Raw genomic sequence first — 15256 nt, 5'->3', positions numbered from 1 at the left:
TCTCCTAATCCTTGAGGGTATATTTGCACCGCGCATCACAAAATGAAATTCACTTAAAAATTCACTTAAGTTTTGGTGATTAAAGGATTATAATCCAATCAAATAACATTTTAAAATTTTTATTAAATTAGACAAAGGAAATGTATCAATGTCAGCATTACGCTTTTATTTGACTAACTCCGTTGCTAAAAAGCAAGTAATGGGAGTTACGGGACTACTTCTGTGTGGTTTTCTACTATCACACATGCTTGGTAACTTTTTACTAATGGTTGGAGCAGACGCTTTTAACAAGTACGCTTACACGCTTACTTCAAACCCACTAATCTACGTTGCAGAAGCTGGTCTTCTTGTAATCTTTTTAACTCACCTCTTTATGGCCCTGAAACTTACGATGGAAAATAAAGCAGCTCGTCCAGTTAATTACTACATGAAGCAACCAACAGGACGTGGAGCAACTTTCGCATCTTCAACTATGCCATACACTGGTATGCTAATTCTTTTCTTCATCATCATGCACTTAATTAACTTTAAGTATGGTGCTGTATATATGACAACATTAAATGGAATGGAAGTTCGTGACCTTTACAAGACTGTAATTGAGTACTTTGCTTCTCCTCTTAATGTGGGAATGTATGTAGTTTTCATGATTGTTATTGGAATTCACGTATCTCACGGGTTCTGGTCAGCATTCCAATCAATTGGATTTAACCACCCTAAGTATATGCCAGCGATCAAGTTTCTTTCAAAACTATACGCTGTTGTCTTAACTGTTGGATACTCAACAATCGCAATTTGGTGTCACGTTAAGGGAGGAATGTAATGACTAATATGAATATCAAAAAAATGGATGGAAAAGTTCCTGCTGGTGACGATATCACTAAAGTATGGACTCAACATAAGTTTAATATGAAACTTGTTAACCCTGCCAACAGACGTAAGTTTGAAGTAATCGTTGTTGGTTCAGGACTTGCTGGTGCATCTGCTGCAGCAACTCTAGGTGAGCAAGGTTATAATGTTAAGTGTTTCTGCCTTCAAGACTCTGCAAGACGTGCTCACTCGATTGCAGCTCAAGGTGGTGTTAACGCTGCTAAGAACTACCCAAATGATGGTGACTCAATCTGGCGTCTATTCTATGACACTGTAAAAGGTGGAGATTACCGTGCACGTGAAGCTAACGTTTACCGTCTAGCGGAAGTTGCAAATAATATTATCGACCAATGTGCGGCACAAGGTGTTCCTTTTGCTCGTGAATACGGTGGGACTCTTTCTAACCGTTCATTTGGTGGAGCTCAGGTATCACGTACTTTCTACGCTAGAGGACAAACTGGTCAACAGCTTCTTCTAGGTGCTTACTCTTCTCTAATGAAAGAAGTAGGTCGTGGTAAAGTTCAAATGCTAACTCGTCGTGAGATGGTTGACCTAGTTATGGTTGACGGTCGCGCACGTGGTATTATCACAAGAAACGTAATCACTGGTGAATTCGAAAAGCACGCAGCAGATGCAGTTCTTATGTGTACAGGTGGATACGGAAACGTTTACTACCTATCAACAAACGCAATGACTTCAAATGGTTCAGCAGCATGGAAGGCCTATAAGAAAGGTGCAATGTTTGCTAACCCATGTTTCACTCAAATTCACCCAACTTGTATTCCAAGACACGGTGAAAACCAATCGAAACTAACTCTTATGTCAGAGTCTCTAAGAAATGACGGACGTGTTTGGGTTCCAAAAGTAGCTGGAGACCACAGAGCACCAAATGATATTCCAGAAGAAGAAAGAGATTACTACCTAGAAAGAAAGTATCCTTCATTTGGTAACCTTGTTCCTCGTGACGTTGCTTCTAGAAACGCAAAAGAACAAATCGACCAAGGTAAGTCAGTACGTGCTGGAGAAGAAGCAGTTTACCTAGACTTCGCTACAGCAATCGCACGTGATGGTGAAGATGCTATTAAAGAGCGTTACGGTAACCTTTTTGATATGTACGAAAGAATTACTGATGAAAACCCATATAAAGTTCCAATGAGAATTTACCCTGCTGTACACTACACAATGGGTGGACTATGGGTTGACTATAACCTTCAAACAACTGTTCCAGGACTATTTGCTCTTGGTGAAGCTAACTTCTCTGACCACGGTGCAAACCGCCTAGGTGCTTCTGCACTTATGCAAGGTCTAGCAGATGGTTACTTTGTTGCACCATTTACAGTTCCTAATTATTTAGCATCTGAAAAACTTATGGGTAATAAAGTTGGAACTGATCACCCAGAATTTGATAAGGCCCTAACAGAATCAAAAGATAGATTCTCTAAGCTACTTTCAATCAATGGGACAAGATCAGTTGAATCAATTCACAAAGAACTTGGTCAAATCATGTGGAACCATGTTGGTATGGCAAGAGATGAAAAAACTCTTAAGGCCGGAATTGAAAAGATTAAGAAACTTCGTGAAGTATTCTGGAAAGACGTTAAAGTTACAGGAACAGCAGATGGGATCAATATCGAGCTTGAAAAAGCTAACCGTCTTGCAGACTTCCTAGAGCTTGGTGAGTTAATGGCACGCGACGCTCTTGAAAGACCAGAATCATGTGGTGGTCACTTCAGAGAAGAGTCTCAGACTGAAGAGAATGAGGCCCTAAGAAATGACAATGACTTCTGTCACGCAGCTGTATGGGAATACATGGGTGAAGGTAGTGAGCCAATTAGAAACGTGGAAGAACTAGACTTCCCTAACGTTCCACTAACACAAAGAAGTTACAAATAAGAGGTATATGATATGAGTAACAATAATAATATGACACTTCATCTAAAAATCTGGCGTCAAAAGAATCGTGAAGATAAAGGTCAAATGGCCGACTATACTTTAGAAAACGTTTCTCCGGATGCTTCATTTCTTGAAATGCTAGATCAGTTAAACGAAGAACTTATCCCACAAGGTGTTGAGCCAGTAGCTTTCGATCACGACTGTCGTGAAGGTATCTGTGGTATGTGTTCTCTAATGATCAACGGTCAAGCACACGGGCCAGAAGCTGAAACAACAACTTGTCAGCTTCACATGAGAAAATTCTCAGATGGTGACACGATTGTAATCGAGCCATTTAGAGCAAGAGCTTTCCCAGTAGAAAAAGACCTTATGGTTGATCGTAGTGCATTTGATGAAATCATCGCAGCTGGTGGTTTCGTTTCAGTTAACACTGGTAACGCACAAGATGCTAACGCAATCCTAGTTCCAAAAGAACAAGCTGACCTAGCAATGGATGCTGCTGCATGTATTGGTTGTGGAGCTTGTGTTGCTTCATGTAAGAACGCTTCTGCTATGCTTTTCGTATCGGCTAAAGTTTCTCAAATGGCACTTCTTCCACAAGGACAAGCTGAAGCTTCTCAACGTGTTCAAAACATGGTTAAGAAGATGGATGATCTTGGATTTGGTAACTGTACTAACGAAGCAGAATGTGAAGCTTCATGCCCGAAAGGAATTGAGATCACAAATATTGCTCGTATGAACAGAGAGCTACTAAAAGCAGCTGTTACTTCTAAGACGACACCAACTGTTTAATTAAGTTAATTAAATTCAGATAAAATAAGGGCCTACAAATGTAGGCCTTTATTTATTGTAAGCTCCAACTTCACAGCGTAGAATAAGTGAAAGGAGCATTTATGAAAGTATTAATTTCTCTCTTAATGACAACACTTACACTCGCATTATCACCGGGTGACAAAGCGCCGCAATTCACTCTTAAGAATCAAAATAACGAAATAATTAAGCTCTCTGCTTTCAAAGGAAAGAAAGTCATTCTAGAGTGGTATAACGACGGCTGCCCCTTTGTGAGAAAGCACTATGATTCAATGAATATGCAACAAACACAGGCCCTTGCAAAAGAAAGTGGTTATCACTGGCTTTCCATCAACTCATCTAATGTTGGTAAACAGGGATATATCAAGGACGCACAAGCTGCGAAGAATCGTCTTCAAGTTGAAAAATCTCAAGCGGCTCACTTTCTCATTGATACGGACGGAACAGTTGGCAAGCTTTATAATGCCAAGACGACTCCTGAGATTTTTATCATCAACAAAAATGGAATTATCGAATATATGGGTGCCATTGACAGCATCCCTTCGGCCGACAAAAGTGATATTCAAAACGCTCGAAACTATGTTAAAAACGCATTAGAACAACTAAAAGAGAATAAGAAAGTAAGTCCAGCACGAACGAAACCGTATGGATGTAGTGTTAAGTACTAATGTTTATTTATAACGAAAATACCCAATTATTTGTTAAAAAGATCAGACTCATGGCATGTGATATCTTCGCAAGTATTGGGCTATCTTTTAAACGCTCACGCCTCCATTATAAAGGCGTCATGTACCCACTTACATTTGTCGTCAATGACTCTGATAAGATCCTAGGCTTCTACGATCCACTGATTTATCAGGTTGGTATCAATAAATGCTTTCTTACAATTAACGACGACAAGCTCTTAGAAAATGTTTTAAAGCATGAGCTGGCCCATTTCCTAGTCCATATTGAATGTGGCATCCACGAACAGGCCCACGGAGTGGAGTTTAGAAATATATTTAAACGCTTTGGTTGGGACGAGAGCTTTTCAAAGTCTCAAGTCAACCTTACGGCCTTCGTTAAAACAAATGATAATATTACGGCAAAGATTCAAAAGCTTCTTGAACTTGCCAAGTCGGAAAATGAATTTGAGGCCAAGCTTGCAGCAAAGAAGGCCAACGACCTCATCCAAAAGCATAACCTGAATAAGCTTAAGCTTAATCATTTAACGCGATCAGATTTTGATATGAAGGAATTTGAAGACACCTATGTCAGACGTGTTGCCTCTTTCAAAAGACGAAATATTCTTCACGACTGCCTCTACGATATTCTAAAGGAATATGCTGTCTCACCAGTTTTTAGCTCAGGCCGCGGTGGTGGTTATCTTGAAATTATCGGGGCCAAAGAGAATGTTGAGGCCGCTCACTTTATCTATGACTATACAGCTAATGCAATAGAAGGCCTATGGAAGCAGGCAAAGAAGACATCAAATTTAAAAGGTGTTCGAGCACGTAACTCCTACTATAAGAGCTTTACCAAGTCGTTTCTAAATGAGTTAAAAGGCCACCAAAGTAAACAAATCAGCTCCCGTGAGCTCATTCATATAAAAGGCCTAGCAGAGGCCCACAGAAATCGCGTCTACCCTCGTGTCTCATCACAAACAAGTCAAGCAACAAGCTTTGATGCAAATGCATGGAATCTTGGCGCTAAGGCAGGAAAACAATTTAAAATGGGTAAAGGTATTGGCCAAAAATCAGGGACGAAACTTCTAAGTAACTAAAATCTAGTTAGACATCTTTCTTCGCAAAATCTCTTAATATTTTGCCTGAATTACCGATATGATACAGGTAAAGCGGAGATCTAATGGCGAAGATAGCAAATTCCAAAAAAATAATTAAAGGATTTATCACTCAATGTACGATGGTTTTTAAATCATATGAGTACCATGTTGTTGAGTCTAAGAATAAGTCCAACCTTTGGCACTTTAGCGTCTCTAAAGATGACAAGAAATACGTCGTCTACTGCACAAACTCACTTGAAAAAGTACAAGGAATTATCAAGATTGCTCTTAAGAAACTTCCTGAAGATACTAAGCTTGTCGTTATCTGTGACAACTTCTCTCCAGAGGATCGCACAAAGGCAGAGTCTAACTCATACACGATTACTGACTTAGGTACGATTAAGAAATATGGTATTGATTTACTAGAGGCCAAGCAACGAGAAACTTTGGCAAAAACTCGAAGAGCTGCTTAGTTATTTAGACACTCTTTTTATCTGCGCCGTAAATCCACTTGTGCTGCTGACCAATCACTCTAAAAGGCCCACCTTCTAATTGATTCCACTCTTGAATATCGATGAATCTCTGCATTGGAAATTCTTCACTTGGTTCAAAGCATGGAGTTAAAACCCAAGGAAATTCAATTGAACCTAAACTCTCCTCAAGCTTTCTGTAAGCACCTAGAGTATAATCAAAGTCCTTACGATCAGCGATAACTGCTTTAAGCTGAAATTTTCCAACATAGTTTTGGGCAAGCTTTTCAATTAGAGATAAGCGAGTTTGAACTCCAGTAGAAGGAGTTTTAAGATCAAATGAAATATAGTCGAGATTTTCAAAAACCTCATCAACAACACGTGTTCCAGCTGCTTCAATATTTAGCTTAAAGCCTTTCTCTTTTAGAAATTTTGAAAGGGCCACAACACTTGGAACATGCTTAGGATGAAGAGGATCTCCACCAGTAATTGAAATCCAATTAATTTTTCCCTGATAAGACTCTTCTAAAACCTTTTCAAAGATCGATTCAATTGATGTTGGTTCAATTTCAAAACTCCAAGTATCCATTGAGTCACAATTAATACAACCAACAGCACAACCTTGAAAACGCACGAAGACCTGTGAGCGTCCAACAAAGACTCCCTCTCCTTCTGTAGCGCGGTAAATGTCGTTAATAAGATACTGTTGCATTGAAAAACCTTCTTAAAGGGTATTTATATAGCATAAGGCCTTAAAATGTCATATATTTAAAAGTAAATCGAGTAATTGCTACATGAAAAATGGCCCAAAGGAAGAAATATGATTGATATAGATGAACAATTTCGCGCAGTCATCGCTGATTTACAGGCCGGCAAAAGACCAAATTGCACTTATACCAAAGAAGACTTCAGTGTCTTTAAGGCCCGCTTTGAGGAGCTAAATCGCGAAGAAAATTGGGAGGCGCTCATTCCTCTTCTATGCTTACTCGATAATACAATTACTCTCGATCATATTATCTACCCTGAAATCATGGATTGCTTGGCACTATGCCATGACCCAGAAGTCCTAACTCTATGCCTTGGAGTGGCCAGAAAACAAATTATCGATGAATTTCATAAAAGAGGCGAAAGGCTGCCTTTTGATTTTCTTGAGGCCCTAGAAAAACTTGTCGGTCACCAGAACCCAGAAGTCTTTGAATGGACACTACGCCTGATTGAGTCACTCGGTTCACAGTCGATCTATTTTAAAAAGGCCGTCTTAGAGGCAAAACCAGGCTTCTTTGCACGCTTTAATCAACACAAGAAGGCCTGTGTGGAAATAATTGAACTGCTTGAACACCGCTGGCAATAGTGTGTTACAATTGGATTCATGGATAGAAAGTTTAGCGCCAACGACAATTTTGAATTACTAAAGAACGAACGCAATATTGCTAATAGGCAAATGTACCAAATGCAGCCTTCACAAGAGGTTCAAGTTCAAATCTTTCCAGACAAGAGTGTAACACCCGCAAAATTTATTCCAAACACAACAATGCCTGGTACTTTCAGGGCCCACCCTACAACAATTGCGGCCATGAGAAGTGATCTCTTTGCTAATATGTATGACGAAGCATTTGAAGAACTGAGTGCGATAATCACCTGTTCAGGCTGTAAAACAGAGGTTGATAAGCAGTTTTGGAAGTTTTGTCCTCACTGTGAAGCATCGTTTCCAAAAAACTAGCTCTAAACTATTGATATTCCATGACAAAGTAATCCTTTGTAAGAAAAATACCTTTTACTAACACCTCCCCGACCAGTAAATTCTTTCTACAACACACGAACACAATATTTGTTGTGCGTAATTGTTTTGCCTAAGCGCAAAACTAAGGTTACAAACAACTTGTTTCACTGGAAGAAACACGGCACAAGGGAGTCGAAATGAACAGAGCTAACTCGTATCTATCGGACAAGCAAATAGCTGCACTTAAAGATGCGCTACTTGCTGACAAAGAAAGAATTCTTAACAAAAACAGTGAGAAAGAGCAGTATTGCATGGACAAGAACGAACTACTTGACCCTCTAGATGAGGCAGTAGCAAACGTTCAAACATCGCAGGAAATTCGTTTCAGAAATCGTGAAAACTTCTACGTAAAGAAAATCAACAAAGCACTGACAAAAATCGAAAAAGGTGAATACGGCCTTTGCGATGAGTGTGATATTGAAATTGGTTTTGATCGCCTGATGGCGAGAAATACTGCTGAGCTTTGCATTGCATGTAAGGAAGAAGCTGAGCATGAAGAGAAATCGAATGTTTACTTAAAGCGTTCTAAATCTCTTGGAAAGACAATTGCTGAAATTGGAAAAAGATAAAAAATAAGGCCTCATTAGAGGCCTTTTTTATTTGTGCTTATTTTCTAAAGTAACTAATGCTTAATAATTCAAACTCATCTGCAATATGATATTGCCCCGTTGAGAATTCCGCTGAATTAGCGATTCCGCTATCAATGACACTCTTTCTTATATCTTTAATCTCATCTCTTTGAGCATCAAAGTACAGAACGTAGACTTTTGAAGAAAGCTTATCAACTTTCTTAGCTCTAAGCCCCTGCTCGCTTAAGAACTTTTGTAGATCGACAATATTGGCCTGATCAACAGAAACGATAAGCTTATCACTTGCTATACTTTGACAGGCACCCTTACTATCTTGGGCCAGGCCAATGCCTGAAAACTTAAGGCCATGATCTTTTTCAATATTTGCCCTTAGACAGTAGTCGACCTTCTCATAAGAAATACGAAAGGCCATTGAAAGCCTTGGGCCACACAGTCCATAAGAGTGAATCATATCTATTTTTTCGGCCTCAAATTTTTGTTCATGTAAGTATTGAACGACTTGGCCTAGAACTTCATCACGATTTGTATTAAGACTTACTTGATCATTAAAGGATGCAATTTTCGTACGTCCTTGGTCTTCTTTATACCAACATGTATCGTTATTTACCGAAATTAACGGACCTGCATAGATAAATTTACCTAGGAGTAATGAAAGTAAAGAGATAATTATTTTGTTCATAAACTTTCATCGGTATTTAAAGCACAAAATTTAGTGTAGACTTAACTTATGACAGGCAATGATTACGAGATCAAACTAATTGAGAAGATCACTCGGACATTTTACACCAAGGCCATTAATGATGTTTTTATTGGCTATCACTTTAGAAAAATAACGGCCAACAATGGCCCTCTAGCAAATATTGATGAGTTCAATGAGCACTTAGAGGTTATCAACGCCTTTTGGCAGGCACAGTTATTAGGAATAAAATTTCCACGTCCTGCGGCCCATCTACTTGAGGCCCATGAATACTTAAATATCCGCATGGGCGAACTTGGACGATGGGTAATGCTGTTTAAGGAAACATTAGAAGAGTATAGAGAAGAAAATCCTGAGTTTATTAATGCATGGGAAGTTAAGATCGATGCTTTCCAAACAGGATTTAAGAAGTACTTCTTTAAAGAATAAAAAGGGATAGGCGCAACAGGAGATCGATATGTTAAAACTTGAAAAGAATTTTCAAAACTTAACACTCAACTCTTTTCCATCGAAGCTAGCACTTCTATGTATTCTCTTACTTGTTGTCGGACTTGGTAGCTACCTGAGCTTCAATAATAAACTTGGTCAAAAGGATCTTCTGCTCTTTCTCTTTACTCCAACAATCGTATTATCACTTCTTAAATATCGTCATCTTGAGATGAGTAAACCCAGAAATACAGCAAGGCTTGTTGCCCGCTCACTACTAAGGAAGCAGATCACTCAATTTGGGCTTGATGAAATTAAAAGAGTCGAACTCTTAAGAACCAGAGGAGCCACGGCATCAAATCACGCCATTCAAATACGTTTAAAAAGCGACAAATGCTTTCTTATTACCAGTAGTGATATCATAGGAACAAATAAGAAGTTAGAAGAGTATCACGAAGAAATTAATCAGTGGCTAATGGACTAATCACATTCTTCTTTTGTTTGTGGATTTTTGGCCTTGTAGACTTGTTTAACAAAGTCCACAAGAACGGGCTCACTAGCAACATCATCAAATAGCCAGTTGCGAGCATAGTATTGATTAAGCTTATATGCTGCCAAACAAGCTTCCTGAGACGTTAAGTATTGCACGACAATCATTTCAACTAATCTAACTTTAAAGCGCTTTGGTGAACCCACAATGCAGCCAGCAGGATAATCCTTACAGTCTAAATGTCGCCCCTCTTCTTTTAATCCAATACGAACTTCTTCAATTGTATTGTCAAACTTATAGGCCATATCAAACATTTCTAAAGGAGTATAAATATCCTTTTCTGAACATGATGACATAACAAAGAATGATGAAAGAAAAAAGAAAATGCTAATACGTTTAAACATATTAGCATTTTATCATTTAACGGCGTCTGCCGCGAGAATTTTTTGATGTACGAGATGGTGTACGAGTGCTTGTTCGTGAAGTAGTCTTCTTTTGAGGAAGCTGCCCTCTACGAGCAACTTTCTTTGTCGCCTTCTTAGCACCAGATTTCTTTGTCATAGACTTTAAGAAGATCGGATCAATCTTTAGAGTATCCTGATTCTTAATGGCCTCGTTAATTTGACCAATTAATTTCTGATCCTTTTTTGTCACAAAGTTGTAAACACTTCCAGCTCTTCCGGCACGTCCCACACGGCCAGAACGGTGGATATAGTAAACAGCTTCAAATGGAAGGTCATAGTTAAGCACCCATTGAAGAGTCTTAATATCAATCCCACGAGCGGCCATATCTGTTGTGATAAGAATACCACCTGTCGCTTTAAACTTTTTAAAGTTCTCACTTCTTTCTTTTGCTGTGATATCACCATGAGAAACATAGAGATTTTTTACAAGATTGGCCTGCTTCATATAATTATATACTTCAACGGCCTTCTCTTTTTGGTTAACAAAGATAATCCCACTACCCTTTGCTTCTTTTTTAATGAAAACATCAAGCATGGCATTCTTCTCTGTATAGTCCAGAGCGATATTAAATGTTTCAATTGTTTGAGAAAGTCCATGAGAGCCAATTAAGCTTACCGACTTAAACTCCATTCCAGAGAAGAACTCGGCCTTAAGCATATCAAAATCATCTGCCATCGTTGCAGACACAAGACATGCTTGATACGGAGAAGTAAGGTGGCGACGAATGGCCTTAAGCTCACGCATAAAGCCCATATCAAGTAGCTGATCAGCTTCATCAATCACTAGATACTCAAGGTCATCTAGACGGATCTCTTTCTTTTCAAGCATCGACTTGATACGACCAGGTCCACCAATAAGAATATCAAAAGTTTGCTTTTTAAGAGTGCTTACTTTCTTTCCTTTTTCACCACCAAGAGCAAGACGAACACGTAACTTTGCATGGTGAGAGATCTTCTTACATTCATCAGAAACCTGCATCGCAAGCTCTTTGATAGGAAGTAAGATGATGGCACGAGGAGAACCAGCTTTTTGGTTCTTTAAGTCAGATTCTGTTTCTTTTAGCTTTTGAAATAGAGGAAGAAGATAACTCAGGGTTTTTCCGCTACCTGTTTGGGCCTGTACCTGAAGATTGTGGCCATCTAGAAACTCTGGAATTGCTTCTGACTGAACTTCTGTCGGCTTAGATAGCTTATTTTCTTTTAAGAAACCTGCAAACAGGTCCATATCAACGATTTCAACAAATTCTCTTGTGTTTTTTGCCATTTTGTACTCTCCTAAATAGACAACTCCGCTCGCGACCAGAATTGGTCTACGCAGAAATAAATGGGGGGATCTTTTGATCCCCCGATATTTAACACAATGTTTCTTAAATTAGAAGTGTAGTCTGAAGTTTACAGAGTGAATTGTTGAAATTTTCACACCTTGTACTTCTGAAGTGATTGGCTGCTTAAGAGAATACATGAAATCCATGAATCCTAGCTTAAGTCTTGGAGTTAGAGTTAGGTGTTCAGAGTCAACCATCCCTCTTACAGTAACAGCTAGTCTTTCTTTCCAAACATGGAACATTACGTCTGTACCAGCATAAACTCCATCAGCAAAATCATAACCATCTCTCATGTGGAAACCTACGAATGGACGAAGTCTCATATTTGAAAGATTGAAGCTATAATCAGTATGCATACGGTAACCAATTTCTGGCTCATATAATGGAAGATAACCTTCATCATTTTCAATCACTGTCGCAAGAGCGATATCTTGGATCTTAAACATTGTTCTGAAATTTGATAGCCAGTGAAAACCATAAGTGATGTCGGCCATCGCATAAAGAGTCATATTTTGATCAAGGTTTTCAGTATCGATAACATCACCGTCACCAGCAATTGCATCTTGATCAAGAACACGTCTTACGTCAGCACGATATAAACCATAAAGAGAAAATGAACCAAAGTGTCTTTCATTCTTATAATCAAAATTAAGACCAGCTGTAACGTCTGCTTTTACATAAGCATCGATAATTGGTGCCATTGAACCAGACCCTGAAAATGGAATCGCTGTTCCACCAAGAGCATCTGTTAGCTCAGCTTCAAATTGAGTTCTTTCTGCACCACTTAAACCTAAAGCTCCAGCAAGGTCTGTTACAGTACTAATTCCTCCAGAAAGAACATTATTTAAAATCGTTTGAGTTAACTTATCTTCTAGAATTGTCTTTGCTTCCGCATCTACAGGGATAGCGTTAATAAGAGTATCAGTTTCAATATTTTCTTCACCAATTCCAATTAGTGAACCAACATTCACACCAAGTCTAACGCTTGGACTGATTAGCCCTTTGAAAGCATTAAATGATGGAAGAGGAACTCCTACTTCAACATTTAATCTAAGGTTTTGTTCCGTATCAGCATAAGCAGAAAGTACATCCGCTGCCGCTTGATCAGGATCAGCTGCATCTGAAGCATCAGATACATCACCTACTAGTTCCATAAGGTCTGTATTAGCATAAACTGACATATCAACGAGAAAGTCATGCCCAGGCTCTCTTAGGAATTCTTGAGTTTGAAATTTGTCTTCCATTAAGCGAAAACGATCCTGTACATCATAATTAGCATCGGCCGCAAAAGTCATTTGTCCTGCTAAGAGCGTAGCAAACGTCGCTCTTACTAAAAAAGATTTTTTCATTTATTTGTCCCCTTCCGTGGTTAAATCTTCTTAATTGTCTTAACCAATATTAACACGGAATGAATTCTAAAAATTAGTAGGAAAATTTATATAATCCCTTTAAAATAGAAAGGAAATTAATTGAAAATTAACAAAGGTTGACTATGCAGGTTGGTTTTACCCACAGCACTTCTAATGAAAATAAAGAAATCATTATCTCAGTTAAAGAGTTCTTCTTTAAGGAAGAAAATAACGAATTAATTATTTCTGAAAACGGTGGAAGCATCAAGGTTCAGGTTGATGATGACTGCTTAGTCCTAAAGTTAATTCAAAAAATTCAGGATGCAAAACTTCAAGAAACACCTCTTCAAGAAGGCTCGACTTACTTCATGGAAGTTGGAGAAAGACTTAGCTACAAAAGAAGTGAATTCAAATTAAAAACTCTCTCTCATGCTCAACAGTTACCTGACGAGTTTGAAGTCACATCTGAAAAAGATGAAGATGACCTAGGTCTTGATGAAGTACAAAGCTTCCATCACCTAGAAGACCAAGAGTCACTTGAAGAGATCAAAAAAGCGACTCAAGACAGCTCTCCTTCATTTGAAATGACAAGTAGTGATATGCTTACAAGAGATGAATCTGATGATGACTCCGACAGTGACGAAGAAGATATTTCATTTATTATCGATACTAATGAAGATCAACCAACACAGCAAAAAGTAGATGAAGATACTGACTCTCTTAGTATCACTCAAGTTCTAAACGTCGCTCGCCTGCAAAATGCAGAGGCCGAACAAGAAAAGAAGGTTGCAAAACAAACTGAGCATATCAGCCGCCCTCTAGGTGGAAGTAAGAAGAAAAAAACAAACAAAAATACGAAGAAGAAATCGACAAAATCAAAAGAAGCCTCAGGTCTTAAGCTAGGAACTGCCCGCGACTATGAAGGTGCAAAAATAAGAAAGGCACAACAGAAGAAGAAAAAAGCAAAGCAGAATGAAAATAAGTTAGTGGGGCCTTTTACTCGCTTTGTGAGTGCCCTATCACTAGTCTTTGCAACCACGATTATTTCAACACAAGTAGAAGTTGAGGCCATCGAGTCTTTAAGTGTTAAGCTGGCCGACTTGGCCAATACTGAACTTGCAAAATATGTTGAGTTTTCACTAAGTCCAGATATTGCAAAAATCTTTATCGTTCTTTTTGGAATCTTATTTGTTTCCAACTTAGTATTTAGTGTGTCGCCAACTCTCTTTATTAGTGGAGCGACTACTTCTGGCTCATTCCTATCAAAGAGGGCCAAGGCCGTACTTAGAACACCACTAGATTTAATTGCACACCTTATTCCTCTTTTTGAGATGCCTGTGATTTTTGATACTCCCTCACTAAAAGAGTTAATCACTCGAGGACGTATTACTTATCGAGTAAAAGGTTTCAAGTTTATTTCACTTATTAACTTAGCTATTTTTACTCTCCTAGTAATTGGTTATCCAATTATCCAGGAAGGCTTTTCAGAAACTGCAGCACCAACACAAATCAATGTTTCTAAAGAACTTGGAAAAAGGCCATTAAAGATCAAAGAGCTTCTTATCTCAAAGAAATTCTCACAAGAGCATATTATTCTTAGAGTTGGTGGGTCTAGGCCAAGCTACTTTATCATTAACAAAGACTCGGCCAACACATATGTCGTTAAAATGACGGATTCGATGCCATTTGAAAGATTTGAAAATAGCTTTAGCTCAATTCCGTTCTTTAAGTACCGCTACCCTTACCTAAGTTCATTTTATAAGGATGAAAAGTCGAGCTACTTAACAAGAGAAGACTTTGGAAAATTATTCTGGGCCGGTGAGATCATTAAGGGCCGATCGACTAAAGACCTTGTCCATGTTGATCTACTCGCTATTGGCCAATCAAAGAAAGCATTTTCAGAATTTAAAATGGATTATAAGCAGTATCGAAACTTGAATAAATTCACTTCATTCTATCGAGGAAGTAGTGATGAGATTTATCTCTACATCGCACAAGATCAAGTTATGCAATTTGCTAAGGTTGGCGGCAATATGAAATCAAGTGAGCTTGAAGGCTTTACTTTCCTAGCAAGGCCAAAGGTTAAAATTGAATATATCGACAGTGTTGAAAAAGCCTTTCAAGGGACAAATAAATCAATTTTAATGAGCCAAATTGCAGAGATCAACCAACTTGTCTCTCTTAAGGACAACGGTGAAAATCGCGCCTCATTCGTAAAATTTGCCAAGGATCTGGCCAAATTTTTACAAGGTAGTACAAATACTGTTGGACAAGAAGCGGCAAAAGAAATATTAAAGCTAAGTACTTTAAATAATTAAAGTTAGTAGAAATAT

At 38.5% G+C, this 15256-nt stretch carries 17 protein-coding genes; 12 read left to right on the top strand and 5 right to left on the bottom strand.

The features are described from left to right. Positions 1 to 148: 148 nt before the first annotated feature. From ABMA72_RS00440 to ABMA72_RS00415, 6 genes are all read left to right on the top strand, one after another. Complete coding sequence (locus ABMA72_RS00440; protein WP_392860362.1) at positions 149 to 820, top strand: succinate dehydrogenase cytochrome b subunit; 672 nt, start codon at positions 149 to 151, stop codon at positions 818 to 820. Continuing rightward, complete coding sequence (locus ABMA72_RS00435; RefSeq protein ID WP_392860360.1) at positions 820 to 2760, top strand: fumarate reductase/succinate dehydrogenase flavoprotein subunit; 1941 nt, start codon at positions 820 to 822, stop codon at positions 2758 to 2760. The genes ABMA72_RS00440 and ABMA72_RS00435 overlap by 1 nt, the downstream gene beginning before the upstream one ends. Before the next feature lie 30 nt (positions 2761 to 2790). Then, entirely contained in the window at positions 2791 to 3552 is a 762-nt protein-coding gene (locus ABMA72_RS00430) for a succinate dehydrogenase/fumarate reductase iron-sulfur subunit (protein ID WP_040314528.1), read from the top strand. Between the two features lie 101 nt (positions 3553 to 3653). Next, positions 3654 to 4238 (top strand): redoxin domain-containing protein, encoded by a 585-nt coding sequence (locus ABMA72_RS00425; protein WP_392860358.1) that lies wholly within the window; start codon positions 3654 to 3656, stop codon positions 4236 to 4238. Continuing rightward, a complete protein-coding gene (locus ABMA72_RS00420) occupies positions 4238 to 5332 on the top strand; it encodes a SprT-like domain-containing protein (RefSeq protein WP_392860356.1) in 1095 nt (364 codons plus the stop codon). Before ABMA72_RS00425 ends, ABMA72_RS00420 begins: the two co-directional genes overlap by 1 nt. An 83-nt stretch (positions 5333 to 5415) precedes the next feature. Beyond that, positions 5416 to 5805 (top strand): hypothetical protein, encoded by a 390-nt coding sequence (locus tag ABMA72_RS00415; RefSeq protein WP_392860354.1) that lies wholly within the window; start codon positions 5416 to 5418, stop codon positions 5803 to 5805. Between the two features lie 4 nt (positions 5806 to 5809). Here the strand turns inward: ABMA72_RS00415 and ABMA72_RS00410 are convergent, their stop codons facing one another. Beyond that, positions 5810 to 6514, bottom strand: a complete 705-nt coding sequence (locus ABMA72_RS00410; RefSeq protein WP_392860353.1) for a 4Fe-4S cluster-binding domain-containing protein — start codon at positions 6512 to 6514, stop codon at positions 5810 to 5812. A gap of 108 nt (positions 6515 to 6622) precedes the next feature. On the opposite strand from ABMA72_RS00410, the gene ABMA72_RS00405 reads away from it, so the two are divergent. The 3 genes from ABMA72_RS00405 (at position 6623) to ABMA72_RS00395 (ending at position 8151) form a co-directional block, all read left to right on the top strand. Beyond that, the gene (locus ABMA72_RS00405) at positions 6623 to 7153 is read left to right on the top strand and encodes a hypothetical protein (protein WP_392860352.1); all 531 of its coding nucleotides are present in this window, start codon (positions 6623 to 6625) and stop codon (positions 7151 to 7153) included. Between the two features lie 18 nt (positions 7154 to 7171). After that, on the top strand, positions 7172 to 7522 hold the full coding sequence (locus tag ABMA72_RS00400; RefSeq protein ID WP_392860351.1) for a hypothetical protein: 351 nt from the start codon (positions 7172 to 7174) through the stop codon (positions 7520 to 7522). A gap of 197 nt (positions 7523 to 7719) precedes the next feature. Then, positions 7720 to 8151, top strand: coding sequence for a TraR/DksA C4-type zinc finger protein (locus ABMA72_RS00395; RefSeq protein WP_021267338.1), 432 nt, complete (start codon positions 7720 to 7722; stop codon positions 8149 to 8151). A 37-nt stretch (positions 8152 to 8188) separates the two neighbouring features. On the opposite strand, the gene ABMA72_RS00390 is transcribed toward ABMA72_RS00395, so the two are convergent. After that, positions 8189 to 8851 carry a hypothetical protein gene (locus ABMA72_RS00390; protein ID WP_393055430.1) on the bottom strand — a complete coding sequence of 221 codons (663 nt, stop codon included), beginning with the start codon at positions 8849 to 8851 and terminating at the stop codon, positions 8189 to 8191. A gap of 48 nt (positions 8852 to 8899) precedes the next feature. Here ABMA72_RS00390 and ABMA72_RS00385 point away from each other — a divergent pair, with 48 nt between their 5' ends. Continuing rightward, a complete protein-coding gene (locus ABMA72_RS00385) occupies positions 8900 to 9298 on the top strand; it encodes a hypothetical protein (RefSeq protein ID WP_393055427.1) in 399 nt (132 codons plus the stop codon). 28 nt (positions 9299 to 9326) lie between these two features. After that, on the top strand, positions 9327 to 9779 hold the full coding sequence (locus tag ABMA72_RS00380) for a hypothetical protein (RefSeq protein WP_393055424.1): 453 nt from the start codon (positions 9327 to 9329) through the stop codon (positions 9777 to 9779). Here the strand turns inward: ABMA72_RS00380 and ABMA72_RS00375 are convergent. The 3 genes from ABMA72_RS00375 to ABMA72_RS00365 all read right to left on the bottom strand — a co-directional run bounded on the left by ABMA72_RS00375 (position 9776) and on the right by ABMA72_RS00365 (position 12923). Next, on the bottom strand, positions 9776 to 10189 hold the full coding sequence (locus ABMA72_RS00375; RefSeq protein WP_392860346.1) for a hypothetical protein: 414 nt from the start codon (positions 10187 to 10189) through the stop codon (positions 9776 to 9778). The genes ABMA72_RS00380 and ABMA72_RS00375 overlap by 4 nt on opposite strands. A gap of 16 nt (positions 10190 to 10205) precedes the next feature. Further along, positions 10206 to 11513 (bottom strand): DEAD/DEAH box helicase, encoded by a 1308-nt coding sequence (locus ABMA72_RS00370; protein WP_392860344.1) that lies wholly within the window; start codon positions 11511 to 11513, stop codon positions 10206 to 10208. A 108-nt stretch (positions 11514 to 11621) separates the two neighbouring features. Continuing rightward, positions 11622 to 12923 carry a hypothetical protein gene (locus ABMA72_RS00365; RefSeq protein ID WP_393055421.1) on the bottom strand — a complete coding sequence of 434 codons (1302 nt, stop codon included), beginning with the start codon at positions 12921 to 12923 and terminating at the stop codon, positions 11622 to 11624. A gap of 143 nt (positions 12924 to 13066) precedes the next feature. Here ABMA72_RS00365 and ABMA72_RS00360 point away from each other — a divergent pair, with 143 nt between their 5' ends. Then, positions 13067 to 15241: a hypothetical protein gene (locus ABMA72_RS00360; RefSeq protein WP_393055419.1), complete on the top strand. Its 2175-nt coding sequence runs from the start codon at positions 13067 to 13069 to the stop codon at positions 15239 to 15241. Positions 15242 to 15256 lie beyond the last annotated feature (15 nt).

This window comes from Halobacteriovorax sp. CON-3, from assembly GCF_043196995.1.
In the GTDB taxonomy this organism is placed as follows: Bacteria; Bdellovibrionota; Bacteriovoracia; order Bacteriovoracales; family Bacteriovoracaceae; genus Halobacteriovorax_A.
This window is presented reverse-complemented; position numbering and strand designations above follow the sequence as displayed.